At 38.8% G+C, this 14,755-nt stretch carries 14 protein-coding genes; all 14 read left to right on the top strand.

Going from position 1 to position 14,755, the window contains the following annotated elements:
* Positions 1-56 precede the first annotated feature (56 nt).
* The 14 genes from ACH0CI_RS25140 to lysS all read left to right on the top strand — a co-directional run bounded on the left by ACH0CI_RS25140 (position 57) and on the right by lysS (position 14,444).
* The gene (locus tag ACH0CI_RS25140; protein WP_013054881.1) at positions 57-797 is read left to right on the top strand and encodes a VWA domain-containing protein; all 741 of its coding nucleotides are present in this window, start codon (positions 57-59) and stop codon (positions 795-797) included.
* Positions 766-1,731: a protein kinase domain-containing protein gene (locus ACH0CI_RS25135; RefSeq protein WP_406902403.1), complete on the top strand. Its 966-nt coding sequence runs from the start codon at positions 766-768 to the stop codon at positions 1,729-1,731. Before ACH0CI_RS25140 ends, ACH0CI_RS25135 begins: the two co-directional genes overlap by 32 nt.
* A 96-nt stretch (positions 1,732-1,827) precedes the next feature.
* Positions 1,828-3,204, top strand: coding sequence for a tRNA lysidine(34) synthetase TilS (gene tilS, locus ACH0CI_RS25130; protein ID WP_028412648.1), 1,377 nt, complete (start codon positions 1,828-1,830; stop codon positions 3,202-3,204).
* A 27-nt stretch (positions 3,205-3,231) separates the two neighbouring features.
* The gene (hpt, locus tag ACH0CI_RS25125; protein ID WP_028412649.1) at positions 3,232-3,771 is read left to right on the top strand and encodes a hypoxanthine phosphoribosyltransferase; all 540 of its coding nucleotides are present in this window, start codon (positions 3,232-3,234) and stop codon (positions 3,769-3,771) included.
* Between the two features lie 93 nt (positions 3,772-3,864).
* Positions 3,865-5,775: an ATP-dependent zinc metalloprotease FtsH gene (gene ftsH, locus ACH0CI_RS25120; protein ID WP_013054885.1), complete on the top strand. Its 1,911-nt coding sequence runs from the start codon at positions 3,865-3,867 to the stop codon at positions 5,773-5,775.
* 221 nt (positions 5,776-5,996) lie between these two features.
* The gene (locus ACH0CI_RS25115; RefSeq protein WP_013054886.1) at positions 5,997-6,764 is read left to right on the top strand and encodes a type III pantothenate kinase; all 768 of its coding nucleotides are present in this window, start codon (positions 5,997-5,999) and stop codon (positions 6,762-6,764) included.
* Between the two features lie 12 nt (positions 6,765-6,776).
* Positions 6,777-7,655, top strand: a complete 879-nt coding sequence (gene hslO / locus ACH0CI_RS25110) for an Hsp33 family molecular chaperone HslO (protein WP_028412650.1) — start codon at positions 6,777-6,779, stop codon at positions 7,653-7,655.
* 201 nt (positions 7,656-7,856) lie between these two features.
* Positions 7,857-8,795 carry a cysteine synthase A gene (gene cysK / locus ACH0CI_RS25105; RefSeq protein ID WP_013054888.1) on the top strand — a complete coding sequence of 313 codons (939 nt, stop codon included), beginning with the start codon at positions 7,857-7,859 and terminating at the stop codon, positions 8,793-8,795.
* A 97-nt stretch (positions 8,796-8,892) separates the two neighbouring features.
* Positions 8,893-10,308 carry an aminodeoxychorismate synthase component I gene (gene pabB, locus ACH0CI_RS25100; RefSeq protein WP_335706549.1) on the top strand — a complete coding sequence of 472 codons (1,416 nt, stop codon included), beginning with the start codon at positions 8,893-8,895 and terminating at the stop codon, positions 10,306-10,308.
* Positions 10,309-10,310: 2 nt separating this feature from the next.
* Positions 10,311-10,892, top strand: coding sequence for an aminodeoxychorismate/anthranilate synthase component II (pabA, locus tag ACH0CI_RS25095; protein ID WP_028412652.1), 582 nt, complete (start codon positions 10,311-10,313; stop codon positions 10,890-10,892).
* A gap of 4 nt (positions 10,893-10,896) precedes the next feature.
* A complete protein-coding gene (pabC, locus tag ACH0CI_RS25090; RefSeq protein WP_033580816.1) occupies positions 10,897-11,760 on the top strand; it encodes an aminodeoxychorismate lyase in 864 nt (287 codons plus the stop codon).
* A gap of 21 nt (positions 11,761-11,781) precedes the next feature.
* Positions 11,782-12,141, top strand: a complete 360-nt coding sequence (gene folB, locus ACH0CI_RS25085; protein WP_028412654.1) for a dihydroneopterin aldolase — start codon at positions 11,782-11,784, stop codon at positions 12,139-12,141.
* Positions 12,142-12,687 carry a 2-amino-4-hydroxy-6-hydroxymethyldihydropteridine diphosphokinase gene (folK, locus tag ACH0CI_RS25080; protein WP_033580815.1) on the top strand — a complete coding sequence of 182 codons (546 nt, stop codon included), beginning with the start codon at positions 12,142-12,144 and terminating at the stop codon, positions 12,685-12,687.
* Between the two features lie 272 nt (positions 12,688-12,959).
* The gene (gene lysS, locus ACH0CI_RS25075) at positions 12,960-14,444 is read left to right on the top strand and encodes a lysine--tRNA ligase (RefSeq protein WP_335706547.1); all 1,485 of its coding nucleotides are present in this window, start codon (positions 12,960-12,962) and stop codon (positions 14,442-14,444) included.
* Positions 14,445-14,755: the final 311 nt, after the last annotated feature.

Here is a 14,755-nt window from a genome sequence, read left to right as displayed (position 1 = left end):
TTTTATCTCCTCCTCGTCTATCATGTTAATACTGATAATGAGGAGGGGATTTTTTTATGAAAAAAGGTACATTGAAACAGATGTTGGTCATTACGGACGGTGGTTCGAATACAGGTGAAGATCCGGTAGCAATGGCTGCACTAGCTAAAGAACAAGGAATTAGTGTAAACGTTATTGGTGTGATGGAAGAGGATACAATTGATGAGCAAAGCACGAATGAAATAGAAGGCATTGCCATGTCAGGCGGTGGCGTGAGTCAAATTGTTTACGTAAAACAGCTGTCTCAAACTGTTCAAATGGTTACAAGGCAGGCAATGACGCAAACACTTCAAGGCGTTGTAAATAAAGAACTTCAGCAAATTCTAGGTTCCTCTAATTCAAGATTAGAAGAGTTATCTCCTGAGAAGCGTGGAGAAATCATGGAAGTGGTTGATGAACTTGGGGAAACGGTTGACTTAGAGATTCTTATTTTAGTTGACATGAGCGGAAGTATGAAAAATAAGCTCCCTACTGTAAAGGAGTCGCTGTTAGATTTATCGTTAAGCTTGAATGCTCGCATGGGGCACAATCAATTTTCAATCTTTTTATTTCCTGGGAAAAAGAAAGATGTAGAGAAGCTAATGGACTGGAATCCAAGATTAGAGTCGCTTTCAACGATTTTCCCAAAACTAACAGCAGGAGGTATTACGCCTACTGGACCGGCTATCAAAGAGGCTACTCATTATTTCACCAAAAAGCGCTCATTGAGAGGGTTGTTAAAAAATAATGAACAATACATTGAAGAATCAGGTATGTAACCTATCTCCGGGAACAGAAATTCAAGGGAAATGGCATCACGTCCATTATAAAATTCTTGAGAAATTAGGCGTGGGAGCAACTGGAGTTGTCTACTTAGTCCAATTAGTAAACGGAACGCTAGCGGCGTTAAAAATAAGCTTTTCCAACATGTCCGTTACAGCAGAAGTGAATGTATTAAAAAAGTTGTCTCAAGTCAAAGACAAAGTGCTAGGACCGCGTTTACTTGATGTAGATGATTGGAGCTATGGTTCTCACGCTCTTTCTTTCTATGTAATGGAGTATGTGAAAGGGCAGCCTCTCCTTTCTTTTATCTCAACAAGAGGGACAGAATGGTTGCAAGTGTTTGCAAGTCAGCTCTTAACAGACTTAGAAAACCTTCATGAAGAAGGATGGGTATTTGGCGATTTAAAACCCGAAAACCTGGTCGTAACATCTAACCCTGTAAAAGTTCGATGGATCGACGTGGGAGGAACAACTCTGCAAGGGCGGTCAATAAAAGAATTTACCGACTTTTATGATCGAGCGCACTGGGGGCTTGGCTCCCGAAAAGCAGAACCGACCTATGATTTGTTTGCCGTATCTATGGTTTTGATTCACGCGGCTTATGGCAAGCGAATTAATAAAACAGACAAACCGGCTGAACAATTAAAACAATTTATATTAACAACAAAGCAGTTGGAACCTTTCGGAGACGTTTTGTATCAAGCGGTTACGGGAAAGTATAGGTCAGCTAAAGAAATGAAAACAGAGGTGTTATCGGTCGAGAAAAGAAGAGGGGCAAAAAGTAGAGGAACAAAGCCTCAAAACGTTCGTCAACCGTCTGCCCCTCGTGTTAAAGTAAAGAAGAAGCGTTCTCACGTGTTAGAGACGCTACTACTTTGTACGTCTGTAATGTTGATTTATATTTTGTATCTATTTATTCAAGTGCTATAAAGTTTGGAGAAATTGTGAAACTTTCCTTATAGTCATTCGTATAAAGTAAATTAATGATACATTATTGCGTGTACATTATAAGGATGAGTCATTCCTATGGAAAAGCAAGTGAACAATTTTATGACAAAACATCAGTTATTATCCGCAGGCTCTACGGTGGTTGTAGGTATTTCTGGTGGTCCTGATTCTTTAGCGCTGCTGCATTTCTTATGGAGTCTGAAAGAGCAAAAATCTCTTACGATTATTGCTGCTCATGTTGATCATATGTTCCGGGGCCAAGAGTCACAGCAAGACATGGAATATGTGCAGAACTACTGCAAACAATTGAATATTAAATGTGAGGCGAAGCAGATTGATGTTACTGCCTATCAGAAGGAAAGAAAGCTATCTTCTCAAGTAGCTGCCAGAGAATGCCGCTATGCATTTTTTACTCATGTTATGAAGAAGCACAAAGCAAACCTTCTTGCATTAGGACATCACGGAGATGATCAGATTGAAACGATGTTAATGCGAATGGTTCGAGGTAGTACGATGAATGGATACGCAGGGATGCAGCCCAAGCGGCCATATGGGCATGGATTTATTATTAGGCCTTTCCTAGCCGTAACGAAAGAAGAAATCAATCGCTACTGTAAGCTACATGGGCTTACACCTCGAATTGATCCGAGTAATGAGAAAGACTCGTACACGAGAAATCGGTTTCGTCATTACGTTTTGCCATTTTTAAAGCAAGAAAACGTCGCTGTACATGAAAAATTTCAACAATTTAGCGAGAACTTGCATGAAGATCAAGCATACTTAGAGGAATTAACGACCGATGTGATGAATAAAGTAATGAGAAAGAAATTGCAAAATGAAATTCTCATTGATAGAGATTGTTTTCTAAGGATACGCAAGCCTTTACAAAGGCGTGGTATTCAACTAATATTAAACTATCTCTATAAAGAAATTCCTCCAACCCTTTCCTCAGCGCATGTTGACACGTTAGTAGGATTTTGTGAAAGTGAAAAACCGTCTGGGACGCTTGACTTTCCAAATGGTTTACGCATTATCCGATCTTACAACGACTGTCTTTTCACCTTTAATGAGGGGAACATCGAGCCATATGAATTTATTGTTCCGATTCCAGGGGTCGTTGAGCTTCCAAATGGTCACCAGCTTATTTGTGAAATACATAATAAAGTCGAAGATATAAAAGGAAACGATGTTTTTCTTTTAGATGAAGCTCACGATTTACAATCATTAAAGGTAAGGACACGAAAAAATGGCGATAAAATGCGAGTAAAGGGCATGAAGGGACATAAAAAAGTAAAGGATATTTTTATCGATGAAAAAATCCCTTTACACTTCAGAGATCATTGGCCGGTAGTGGAAGATAGCCAAGGAACTATTTTGTGGCTACCTGGTTTGAAAAAATCTGCTTATGAACTGCATACACATAAGTCCAGATATGTTATTTTATACTATAAGTAGCGAAAACTTCTAGGAGGCAAGTAAGGAATGAAGCAGGATATTCAAGAAATTTTGATTTCAGAAGAAGAAATACAACAGAAAGTAAAAGAATTGGGTAAGCTATTATCTGAGGAATACGCTGACCGTTTTCCTTTGGTAATCGGTGTACTAAAAGGCGCTATGCCTTTTATGTCTGATCTAATTAAGCGTGTTGATACATATTTAGAAATGGATTTTATGGATGTATCAAGTTATGGCAATGCGATGGTTTCTTCTGGTGAAGTAAAAATCCTAAAAGATTTAGATACATCAGTTGAAGGTCGAGACATTCTTATCTTAGAGGATATTATCGACAGCGGCTTAACACTTAGCTATCTTGTAGAGTTATTCAAGTACCGTAAAGCTAAGTCAATTAAGATTGTCACACTCTTAGACAAACCAACAGGTCGTAAAGCAGCTATTAAAGCAGATTACGTTGGATTTGAAGTACCTGATGCGTTCGTAGTAGGGTATGGATTGGATTATCAAGAAAAATATCGTAACCTGCCGTATATTGGGGTTCTTAAACCGCAAGTATACAGCAATTAAGAAGCACATATCCAAGTGCAATTTATTGGATAGGATAAATGTTCTATGTTAGTATTGAATACAGTATTTGTTTATCGTGGGAGGAGGTAAGAAATGAATCGGATCTTCCGTAATACCATCTTTTATTTACTTATATTTTTAGTCATTATTGGCGTGGTAAGCTTCTTTAGTGGCTCTAATCAAAAAGCAGAACCAATGAGATACGATACATTTGTTCAACACTTAGACAAAGGTGATGTGAAATCACTCTCTATGAAGCCTGAAAGAGGCGTGTATGTTGTGCAAGGAAAGTTAGATTCTTATAAAAAGGATCAAACGTTCCAAACTTACATCGTAGATGGTGACAAAGCACTTGATCGTATTGACGCTGCTTCAGAAAATAATCAAGTAGAAGTTGATTTTAAACCTGCTGATGAAACAAGCGGCTGGGTAACGTTCTTTACGTCAATCATTCCGTTTGTTATTATTTTCATCCTATTCTTCTTCTTACTGAACCAAGCTCAGGGCGGCGGAAGTCGTGTTATGAACTTCGGTAAGAGTAAGGCTAAGCTTTACAGCGAAGAAAAGAAAAAGGTTAAATTTAAAGACGTAGCTGGTGCAGACGAAGAAAAGCAAGAACTTGTGGAAGTTGTTGAGTTCTTAAAAGATCCTCGTAAATTCGCAGAGCTAGGTGCAAGAATTCCGAAGGGTGTCTTACTTGTGGGACCTCCTGGTACTGGTAAAACATTATTAGCAAGAGCTGTTGCTGGTGAAGCAGGCGTTCCTTTCTTCTCTATCAGTGGTTCGGACTTTGTTGAAATGTTTGTTGGGGTCGGTGCTTCTCGTGTTCGTGATTTATTCGAAAATGCGAAGAAGAATGCTCCATGTATTATCTTTATTGATGAAATCGATGCTGTAGGTCGTCAACGTGGCGCAGGTCTTGGTGGTGGACACGATGAGCGTGAACAAACATTGAACCAGTTGCTTGTTGAGATGGATGGTTTTGGTGCTAACGAAGGTATCATTATTATTGCAGCAACAAACCGCCCGGATATTTTAGATCCAGCGTTATTACGTCCAGGCCGCTTCGACCGTCAAATTACGGTAGATCGTCCAGATGTAAATGGCCGTGAAGCAGTGCTTAAAGTACATGCTCGCAATAAGCCTTTAGATGAATCAGTAAACTTAAAAGCAATTGCTATGCGTACGCCAGGTTTCTCAGGTGCAGATTTAGAAAACTTGTTAAACGAAGCTGCCTTAGTAGCTGCTAGACAGGACAAAAAGAAAATTGAAATGGTCGATATTGACGAAGCAACAGACCGCGTAATTGCAGGTCCAGCTAAGAAAAGTCGAGTTATTTCTAAAAAAGAACGCAATATTGTTGCTTATCATGAAGCAGGACATACAATTATCGGTGTCGTATTAGACGAAGCTGATATGGTACATAAAGTAACCATTGTTCCACGTGGGCAAGCTGGTGGATATGCTGTTATGTTACCAAAAGAAGATCGCTACTTTATGACGAAGCCAGAGCTGCTGGATAAAATTGTTGGATTGCTTGGTGGTCGCGTAGCTGAGGAAATTATTTTCGGCGAAGTGAGTACAGGTGCTCACAATGACTTCCAGCGTGCAACAAGCATCGCTCGTAAAATGGTAACAGAATACGGTATGAGTGAAAAGTTAGGACCAATGCAATTCGGTCAATCACAACAAGGCCAAGTATTCTTAGGTCGTGATTTACACAGTGAACAAAACTACAGTGATGCGATTGCTCATGAAATTGATAATGAAATCCAACGTTTCATTAAAGAAAGCTATGAGCGTGCGAAGCAGATCTTAACGGAAAACCGTGACAAGTTAGAGCTTGTAGCTCAAACATTGTTAGAAGTAGAAACGTTAGACGCTGAGCAGATCAACCACTTAGTAGATCATGGAACTCTTCCAGACCGTTCTAGTCACGTAACAGATGAAGATGTTAAAGTAAACATCCAAACAAAGACAGACGATGAAGAGCCAAAAGCATAAGATCAAAAAAGATCAGTGGAGACAATCTCCACTGATCTTTTTTATTTGGTAGAAGTTAGGTTTGGCAAAAAGTTTTTCATATATATAGTGGATAAGTAGGATATCCACTAGAGAATTGTGTCATTATATTCCTATTTTATCTAGAATATACACGTCTATTTACCAGTTATGGTATGATGGTTTCAGTGTGAATACTGAATTTAAATAAAGTGGTGATTGAAATGATTTTTGTATTAGATGTTGGAAATACCAATACGGTATTAGGTGTATACGATGGAGATGAATTAAAGTACCATTGGCGTGTAGAAACAAGCCGTAATAAAACAGAAGACGAGTATGGCATGACAATCAAAGCCTTGCTTGAGCACGTTAGTTTATCTTTTAAAGATATTCATGGTATTATTATTTCCTCTGTTGTTCCTCCTATTATGTTTGCATTGGAGAGAATGTGTCAAAAGTATTTTCATTTAAAGCCGCTTGTTGTTGGTCCTGGAATTAAGACGGGTTTAAATATTAAATATGAAAATCCACGTGAAGTGGGAGCAGACCGTATTGTCAATGCTGTTGCTGGAATTCAGCTGTACGGAAGCCCTTTAATTATCGTTGATTTTGGTACCGCAACCACATATTGCTACATTGATGAAAATAAGCAATATATGGGTGGTGCAATTGCCCCTGGTATTAATATTTCGACAGAAGCTCTTTATTCAAGAGCATCTAAGCTTCCACGTATTGAAATTGCGCGACCAAATAGCATTGTTGGGAAAAATACAGTATCTGCGATGCAAGCAGGTATTTTATATGGATACGTTGGACAAGTAGAAGGAATTGTAGCAAGAATGAAAGAGCAAGCAACAGTAAATCCTAAAGTTATTGCTACTGGAGGACTCGCAACATTGATTGCTAAAGAGTCGGATATTATTGATATTGTGGATCCATTTTTGACTTTAAAAGGATTACAAATAATCTATACAAAAAATATGGAGTAAGAGGTGTATATTATGGGCGACTATTTAGTAAAAGCACTAGCTTACAATAGTCAAGTTCGCGCTTATGCGGTAAAAACAACGGATACAGTTGGAGAAGCGCAGCGCCGTCACTATACATGGCCTACAGCCTCTGCAGCATTGGGACGTTCAATGACTGCGGGAGTTATGATGGGGGCTATGCTAAAAGGTGAGCAAAAGCTAACAATTAAAATTGAAGGCCGCGGCCCAATTGGTGTTATCTTAGTAGACAGCAATGCCAAGGGTGAAGTGCGTGGATATGTAACGAACCCGCAAACGCACTTCGATTTAAATCAGCATGGAAAATTAGATGTAGCACGTGCTGTAGGTACAGATGGTACGCTGAGTGTTGTAAAAGATATCGGGATGCGTGATCAATTTAATGGACAAGTACCTATCGTATCGGGAGAATTAGGAGAGGATTTCACGTATTATTTCGTGACATCTGAGCAAGTTCCATCTTCAGTAGGTGTAGGTGTACTTGTTAACCCTGATAACACAATCTTAGCTGCGGGTGGATTTATCATTCAGCTTATGCCAGGAACAGATGATCAAACGATTACAGCTATTGAACAACGTTTACAAACGATTGAACCCATTTCAAAACTGATTCAAAAAGGTCTTTCTCCTGAGGAAATCTTAGAAGAAGTTCTTGGAAAAGAAAACGTAAAGTTTCTAGAGACAATGCCTGTAGAGTTCAAATGTCAGTGCTCAGAAGAAAGAATTGCTAATGCCATTATCAGCTTAGGAAAAGAAGAGATTCAATCGATGATTGAGGAAGACGGCCAAGCTGAAGCACAGTGTCATTTTTGTAATGAAACCTATCGTTTTGATAAAAAGCAGCTAGAAGAAATGAAAGAACAAGCAATTTAAATGAAATAAAAGATTCTTTAAAGGCGTCATTTTATAAATGAACGCCTTTTTTTATAAGTGTTAAGTCCTATTTATGTATATATTGATCTAAAAATATAACAAAAATAGGTAAATGGGAAGACAAAATGATTGACAATTTAGAAAACATCTGATAAATTGTATACAAAATCAATAAAATTAGTTGGTATTAGGAGTGGTCATATGGCACGTATTGCAAATTCAATTACAGAGTTAATTGGTCAAACACCAATCGTAAAACTAAACCGTCTAGTTGAAGAAGATATGGCGGATGTATATTTAAAATTAGAATTTATGAACCCAGGAAGCAGCGTAAAAGATCGTATCGCATTAGCAATGATCGAAGATGCTGAAGCAAAAGGTGTATTAAAGCCTGGAGACACCATCATTGAACCAACAAGCGGTAACACAGGAATTGGCTTAGCAATGGTAGCTGCAGCAAAAGGATACCGTGCTATTTTAACAATGCCTGAAACGATGAGTATTGAGCGTCGTAATCTGCTTCGTGCGTACGGTGCAGAGTTAGTGTTAACACCAGGTCCAGAAGGAATGAAAGGTGCGGTTAATAAAGCAACTGAGCTTGCAAAAGAGCACGGCTACTTTATTCCTCAGCAGTTCCAAAATGAAGCGAACCCAGAAGTGCACCGTCAAACAACGGCTAAAGAGATCATCGAGCAGTTTGGCGATCAGCTAGATGGATTTGTGGCAGGTATCGGTACTGGCGGTACTATTACAGGTGCTGGCGAAGTATTAAAAGAAAAGTATCCAAACATCAAAATTTATGCGGTAGAGCCAGCTGATTCTCCGATCTTAAGTGGTGGTCAACCAGGACCTCATAAAATTCAAGGAATCGGTGCAAACTTTGTTCCGGATACGCTTAACACGGAAGTATATGACGAAGTTGTCGCTGTTCAAAACGACCAAGCTTTTGAATATGCACGTAAAGTAGCAAAAACAGAGGGCGTACTAGTAGGTATCTCTTCTGGGGCTGCGATTTATGCTGCGTTAAAAGCTGCAAAACAGCTAGGAAAAGGTAAAAAAGTGTTAGCGATTATTCCAAGTAACGGTGAGCGTTACTTAAGTACTCCATTGTTCCAATTCGAGGAACAAACACAAGCATAAAAACCATAAAAGAACAGCTTCTATATGAAGCTGTTTTTTTTCATCTGAGAATCATGTAAAATGAAAGCAGGTGATTTATTTTTAGGAGAGTGAACAAATGCAGCAAAGAATGACTTGGGGCGAATCTATTTCTATCTCTAAAAACCAATGGTTCAAAAAATATCAAGAGTTGTCAAAAGAGGAACCGAATCATATCCTGCTTGAAAGCGGTCGAGGCGGAAAGTTTCAAATGATGGGATTAAAACCTGTAGCCATTTTGCGAGGCGAACAAAACGAGCTTCATATCAAAACGGATGGCCAAGCTACTGTTCAAAAAGGTAATCCGCTTCATCTTATGCGAGACTGGATGAAGAAGTTTGAAGCAGAGGTGAATCCAGATCTTCCTCCTTTTCAAGGTGGAGCAATTGGCTTTATTAGCTATGATTATATCCGCTATGTAGAAACCATACCTGATTTTGCTGAAGATTCATTGAAAACGCCGGACGTTTATTTCCTTATTTTCGATGACGTATTTGTATACGATCAAGAAAAGGAAAAGCTCTGGATTATCGTTAACGATGAAGCAGATTGTAAAGAGCAGGCACATAAGCGTATTGATCAATACAAAAAGGACTGGATGGAGACAAGTGCTGAAGGGCTCTCATATGAGCGTATTCATCGTGTTGCCGAAAAGAGTGAGGTTTCAATGTCTGAAGCTGCTTTTTCAGATGCCACAACTCGCGTACATGAGTACATCGGGCAAGGCGATGTGTTTCAAGTGAACTTATCTGTTCGACAGTCTCAACAGCTTCAAACTCATCCTATGCATATCTACGAACAGGTACGAAAAATCAACCCGTCTCCTTATATGTCTTATATGCAGACAGAAGAATTTCACATTGTGAGCTGTTCACCAGAACTATTAGTGAAAAAAGCCGGTGACGAAATCAGTACGAGACCAATTGCGGGAACGCGCTCTCGCGGTAAGGATGATCAAGAAGACCAACAGTTAGCGGATGAGCTTATTCATAACGAAAAAGAGCGTGCAGAGCATGTGATGCTTGTTGATTTGGAGCGTAATGACCTTGGTAGAGTAAGCGACTATGGTACCGTTCATGTTGACGAGTTTATGGTTATTGAAAAGTATTCACATGTGATGCATATTGTGTCTAATGTAAAAGGCAAGCTCGCGCGCAATAAAGATTTTGTAGATATTGTAGATGCGGTTTTTCCTGGAGGAACGATTACTGGAGCGCCTAAAGTTCGTACAATGGAAATCATTGAAGAACTTGAACCTGTAAGGCGAGGAATTTATACAGGATCGATTGGTTGGATTGGGTTTAATGGAGATATGGAATTAAATATTGCGATTCGCACTATGATTATTCAAGACGGCCAAGCTTATGTGCAGGCTGGTGCGGGTGTTGTAATTGATTCAAATCCGAAACACGAATACAAAGAATCACTGAAAAAAGCAATTGCACTATGGAAAGCAAAAGAGCAGAGCGAAAATGAGCTGAGTGAGGGTGAGTAAAGATGATATTAATGATTGATAATTATGATTCTTTTACGTTTAATTTAGTACAGTATTTAGGTGAGCTAGGGCATGAGCTTCTTGTAAAAAGAAATGATGAAATTACACTTTCTGAAATTGAAGTGCTAAATCCAGATTTCTTGATGATCTCCCCGGGACCTTGTAGTCCCAACGAAGCGGGAATCAGTTTAGAAGCCATCGAGTATTTTGCAGGTAAGATTCCAATATTCGGCGTATGCTTAGGGCATCAGTCGATTGGGCAAGCTTTTGGAGGGAATGTGATTCGTGCGGATAAATTAATGCACGGTAAAACATCTGAAATGCATCATGATGGCCGTACTATCTTTAAAGATCTTGATAATCCGTTCACGGCAACTAGATATCATTCTTTGATTGTAGAAAAAAGTTCACTGCCGGATTGCTTTGAGATTTCAGCGTGGACAGCAGAAGATGAAATTATGGCGATTCGCCATAAATCATTACCTATTGAAGGGGTACAGTTCCACCCTGAATCTATCATGACTTCTTACGGTAAAGAAATGCTGAAGAATTTTATTGAAACTTACGAAAAAAAGCGAGTGTAATGATATGTATATATACGTAAATGGTGAAGTAAAGCCTGCGTCTGAAGCCACTATTTCTCCGTTTGATCACGGATATATGTATGGTCTAGGGCTATTTGAAACGCTACGAGTTTATGATGGTCATCCATTTTTAGTGGAAGACCATCTGGATCGACTGCGTAGCAGCTTACGTGAATTAAATATTGTATGGGACTACTCCACACAGGACGTGTTGGCAATTATTAATAGTCTGTTAATGAAAAACAATGAGAGAAATGCGTATGTTCGATTAAATGTTTCAGCAGGAAATGGCGGAATTGGACTGCAAGTGGAAGAATACGACAAGCCATCTACAATTGTATACATGAAATCAATGCCTCATCCATCGAGCCCCCTTGTAAAAGAGGGGCTTATTCTTGAGACAAAGCGAAATACGCCCGAAGGAACCGTGAGGTTGAAGTCTCATCATTATTTAAACAATGTACTGGCTAAGCGAGAAGTTGGTTCAGACTTAAATAAAGAGGGTATTTTTTTAACAAAAGAAGGGTTCTTAGCCGAAGGTATTGTGTCCAATTTATTTTTTGTAAAAGATGATTGTGTATATACACCGTCTCTTGAAACAGGTATCTTAAATGGAATTACGAGACAGTTTATCTTTACGCTTTTAAAAAAGAAAAACATAGAAGTTGTAGAAGGTTTATTTACGGCGGAACAGCTTTTGGAGAGTGATGAAGCTTTCGTTACAAATTCCATTCAAGAAATCGTACCTCTTCGAAGTATAAAGGATAAGAAGTTTTCAGTCGGAGACCATACGTTAACAGCTCAGTTGCAAAAAGAGTATCGCTCTTACACGATGTCGCTAATGAGTCGACGCGAGCTACATGTATAAAAGCGAAAGGAGAGGCTAAAGATGGATAAAATTTATGTGAATGATATGCGTTTCTATGGATATCATGGTGTATTTCCAGAAGAAAATAAATTAGGGCAGCGTTTTCACGTGGATTTAACTGTAGAACTAGATTTAAAACAAGCTGGTACTACGGACAATTTAGAATACTCGGTGAGCTATGCAGATTTATACCAAACATGCCAGGAAGTTGTAGAGAAGCGCACGTTCAAGTTAGTTGAAACGGTGGCCGAAACGATTGCATCTGAATTGCTTGCTAATTACGAACTCGTGCAGGCTTGTACAGTAAAGGTATATAAGCCTGATCCGCCAATTCCCGGTTATTATCAATCGGTAGCTATTGAAATTAAAAGGAGCCGTTGAATGACAACAGAAGCATATATTGCATTAGGATCAAATATTGAAAATCGAATGGAACATTTGAAGTCGGGAGTTACTGGCTTGATGAAACATTCTGAGGTTAAGGTAGTGGCTGTTTCATCTGTTTATGAAACGGCCCCGGTCGGGTATACGAATCAAGCAAGCTTTTTAAACATGGTAGTAAAAATACAAACAACGTATTCGTCAGAGCAACTTTTAGATTGTTTGCAAGCCATTGAACAAGCGGCAGGTCGAAAAAGAGAGATTGTATGGGGACCTAGAACCCTTGATTTGGATATCTTACTTTATAGTAATGAAATCATTCATACGGATAGGCTGAACGTCCCTCATCCCCGAATGTTTGAACGGGCGTTTGTGATGGTTCCTCTGAACGAACTAGCTCCATCTCTTATTCTCCCTGTAGCAGAAGAAAAAGTTGAAACCATCACAAAACGGTTATCGGATTTAAAAGATGTAAAATTATTTCGAGAGCAAACAACTGATATACTAGATATGTTCGAAAATAATAGGAATGATTTACATAAGTAAAAATGAATCTTATTAGTTGATTCATTTTTATATTGGCGTAAAGTAGAGTTCACAGTGAAAACTTTAAGGTTTGGGTTCGCAGGTTGTTGGTTTATTCGGTAGCTTGTTAGAGAAATCGAAGAAAAAGAGAAGCGAAGCAAGAATAAAGCGATTTGACATAGAGAAACGACTGAACCTATAATAATTTTAAAGAAACGTAGTAGTTGCCAGTAAACATGCTGGCCTTTTTTCTGTTTCGGAAAACTTAATTATACGATGGAGATGAGTAAACGATGAGTCATGAAGAATTAAATGATCAATTTCTCGTTCGTCGCGAAAAAATGAGCAACCTACGAGATCAGGGTATTGATCCGTTTGGTCAACGTTTTGAACGTACACATACATCACAGCAATTAATTAGTGAGTATGACGAGTTAACAAAAGAACAGTTAGAAGAAAATGAAGTGCCTGTGTCACTAGCTGGTCGTATTATGACAAAGCGTGGAAAAGGAAAAGCAGGTTTCGCTCACGTTCAAGATTTAACAGGACAAATTCAGCTTTATGTACGTAAAGATGCAATTGGCGAAGAACAGTACGAAATCTTCAGCAGCGTAGATATCGGTGACTTGGTAGGGGTTGAAGGTGTTTTATTCAAAACAAAAGTTGGCGAACTTTCTATTAAAGTAAAAGATTTCACGTTACTAACAAAAGCGCTTCGTCCACTTCCAGATAAATATCATGGTTTAAAAGATATTGAACAGCGCTACCGTCAACGTTACTTAGATTTAATTACAAACCCAGAAAGTAAACAAACATTTATCTCAAGAAGCCGCATTATTCAATCGATGCGCCGTTACTTAGATAATCACGGATACTTAGAAGTTGAAACACCGATGATGCATTCAATCGCAGGTGGAGCAGCAGCTCGTCCGTTTGTGACACACCACAATGCGCTTGATATGGAACTTTATATGCGTATTGCGATTGAACTTCATTTAAAACGTTTAATCGTAGGTGGATTAGAAAAAGTATATGAAATTGGCCGTGTATTCCGTAATGAAGGTGTATCTACACGTCACAATCCTGAATTTACAATGATCGAATTGTACGAAGCGTATGCGGACTACAAAGATATCATGGCTTTAACAGAGAACTTAATTGCACACATTGCGCAAGAAGTACTTGGCACAACAAAGATTCAGTATGGTGATCAAGAGGTAGACCTAACGCCAGAATGGACAAGACTTCATATGGTCGATGCTATTAAACAATATACGGGCGTAGACTTCTGGGGAGAAACATCTGTTGAAGAAGCTCGTGCTTTAGCAAAAGAACACGGGGTAGAAATCACTGAACATATGCAATATGGACATATTGTAAATGAATTCTTTGAACAAAAAGTAGAAGAGCAGTTAATTCAACCGACGTTCATTTACGGACATCCTGTAGAAATCTCTCCACTTGCTAAGAGAAATGCGGAAGATCCGCGTTTTACTGACCGTTTTGAGCTGTTTATCGTGGCGCGTGAACACGCGAACGCATTTACAGAGCTAAATGATCCAATTGACCAACGTGAGCGCTTTGAAGCTCAGTTGAAAGAGAAAGAACAAGGAAACGATGAAGCACATGAGATGGATGATGACTTCATTGAGGCATTAGAATACGGTATGCCACCTACAGGTGGTCTAGGAATCGGTATTGACCGCCTTGTTATGTTACTAACCAATGCACCGTCAATCCGTGATGTGCTATTATTTCCACATATGCGTCAACGCTAAAAAAGAGATGGCTACGGCCATCTTTTTTTAGGTGTTAATATTAGAAAATTTAAACTTTTAATTTACCCCTTGTTTTTATGAAATTGATTTGGTATATTTATATCTGTTGCTAACGCAGACAAGCGAAAATAACAAAAAGAAATAAAAAGGTTGTTGACATTACGTTGATAACTTGATAAGATAGTAAAGTCGCTTAAGAGCGGCGGTTGAACTTTGAAAACTGAACAAAGCGATAAACGTCAACGTTAATTTTTATTTTTTAAATGAGCAAGTCAAACATTTCTTCGGAGAGTTTGATCCTGGCTCAGGAT

It is taken from the genome of Priestia sp. 179-F W1.4 NHS (genome assembly GCF_045369295.1).
GTDB lineage: Bacteria > Bacillota > Bacilli > Bacillales > Bacillaceae_H > Priestia > Priestia zanthoxyli.
This window is presented reverse-complemented; position numbering and strand designations above follow the sequence as displayed.

Coding starts and splice junctions, on each gene's coding strand:
- ACH0CI_RS25140 (WP_013054881.1), top strand. CDS start 57: ATGAAAAAAGGTACATTGAAACAGATGTTGGTCATTACGGACGGTGGT.
- ACH0CI_RS25135 (WP_406902403.1), top strand. CDS start 766: ATGAACAATACATTGAAGAATCAGGTATGTAACCTATCTCCGGGAACA.
- tilS (WP_028412648.1), top strand. CDS start 1,828: ATGGAAAAGCAAGTGAACAATTTTATGACAAAACATCAGTTATTATCC.
- hpt (WP_028412649.1), top strand. CDS start 3,232: ATGAAGCAGGATATTCAAGAAATTTTGATTTCAGAAGAAGAAATACAA.
- ftsH (WP_013054885.1), top strand. CDS start 3,865: ATGAATCGGATCTTCCGTAATACCATCTTTTATTTACTTATATTTTTA.
- ACH0CI_RS25115 (WP_013054886.1), top strand. CDS start 5,997: ATGATTTTTGTATTAGATGTTGGAAATACCAATACGGTATTAGGTGTA.
- hslO (WP_028412650.1), top strand. CDS start 6,777: ATGGGCGACTATTTAGTAAAAGCACTAGCTTACAATAGTCAAGTTCGC.
- cysK (WP_013054888.1), top strand. CDS start 7,857: ATGGCACGTATTGCAAATTCAATTACAGAGTTAATTGGTCAAACACCA.
- pabB (WP_335706549.1), top strand. CDS start 8,893: ATGCAGCAAAGAATGACTTGGGGCGAATCTATTTCTATCTCTAAAAAC.
- pabA (WP_028412652.1), top strand. CDS start 10,311: ATGATATTAATGATTGATAATTATGATTCTTTTACGTTTAATTTAGTA.
- pabC (WP_033580816.1), top strand. CDS start 10,897: ATGTATATATACGTAAATGGTGAAGTAAAGCCTGCGTCTGAAGCCACT.
- folB (WP_028412654.1), top strand. CDS start 11,782: ATGGATAAAATTTATGTGAATGATATGCGTTTCTATGGATATCATGGT.
- folK (WP_033580815.1), top strand. CDS start 12,142: ATGACAACAGAAGCATATATTGCATTAGGATCAAATATTGAAAATCGA.
- lysS (WP_335706547.1), top strand. CDS start 12,960: ATGAGTCATGAAGAATTAAATGATCAATTTCTCGTTCGTCGCGAAAAA.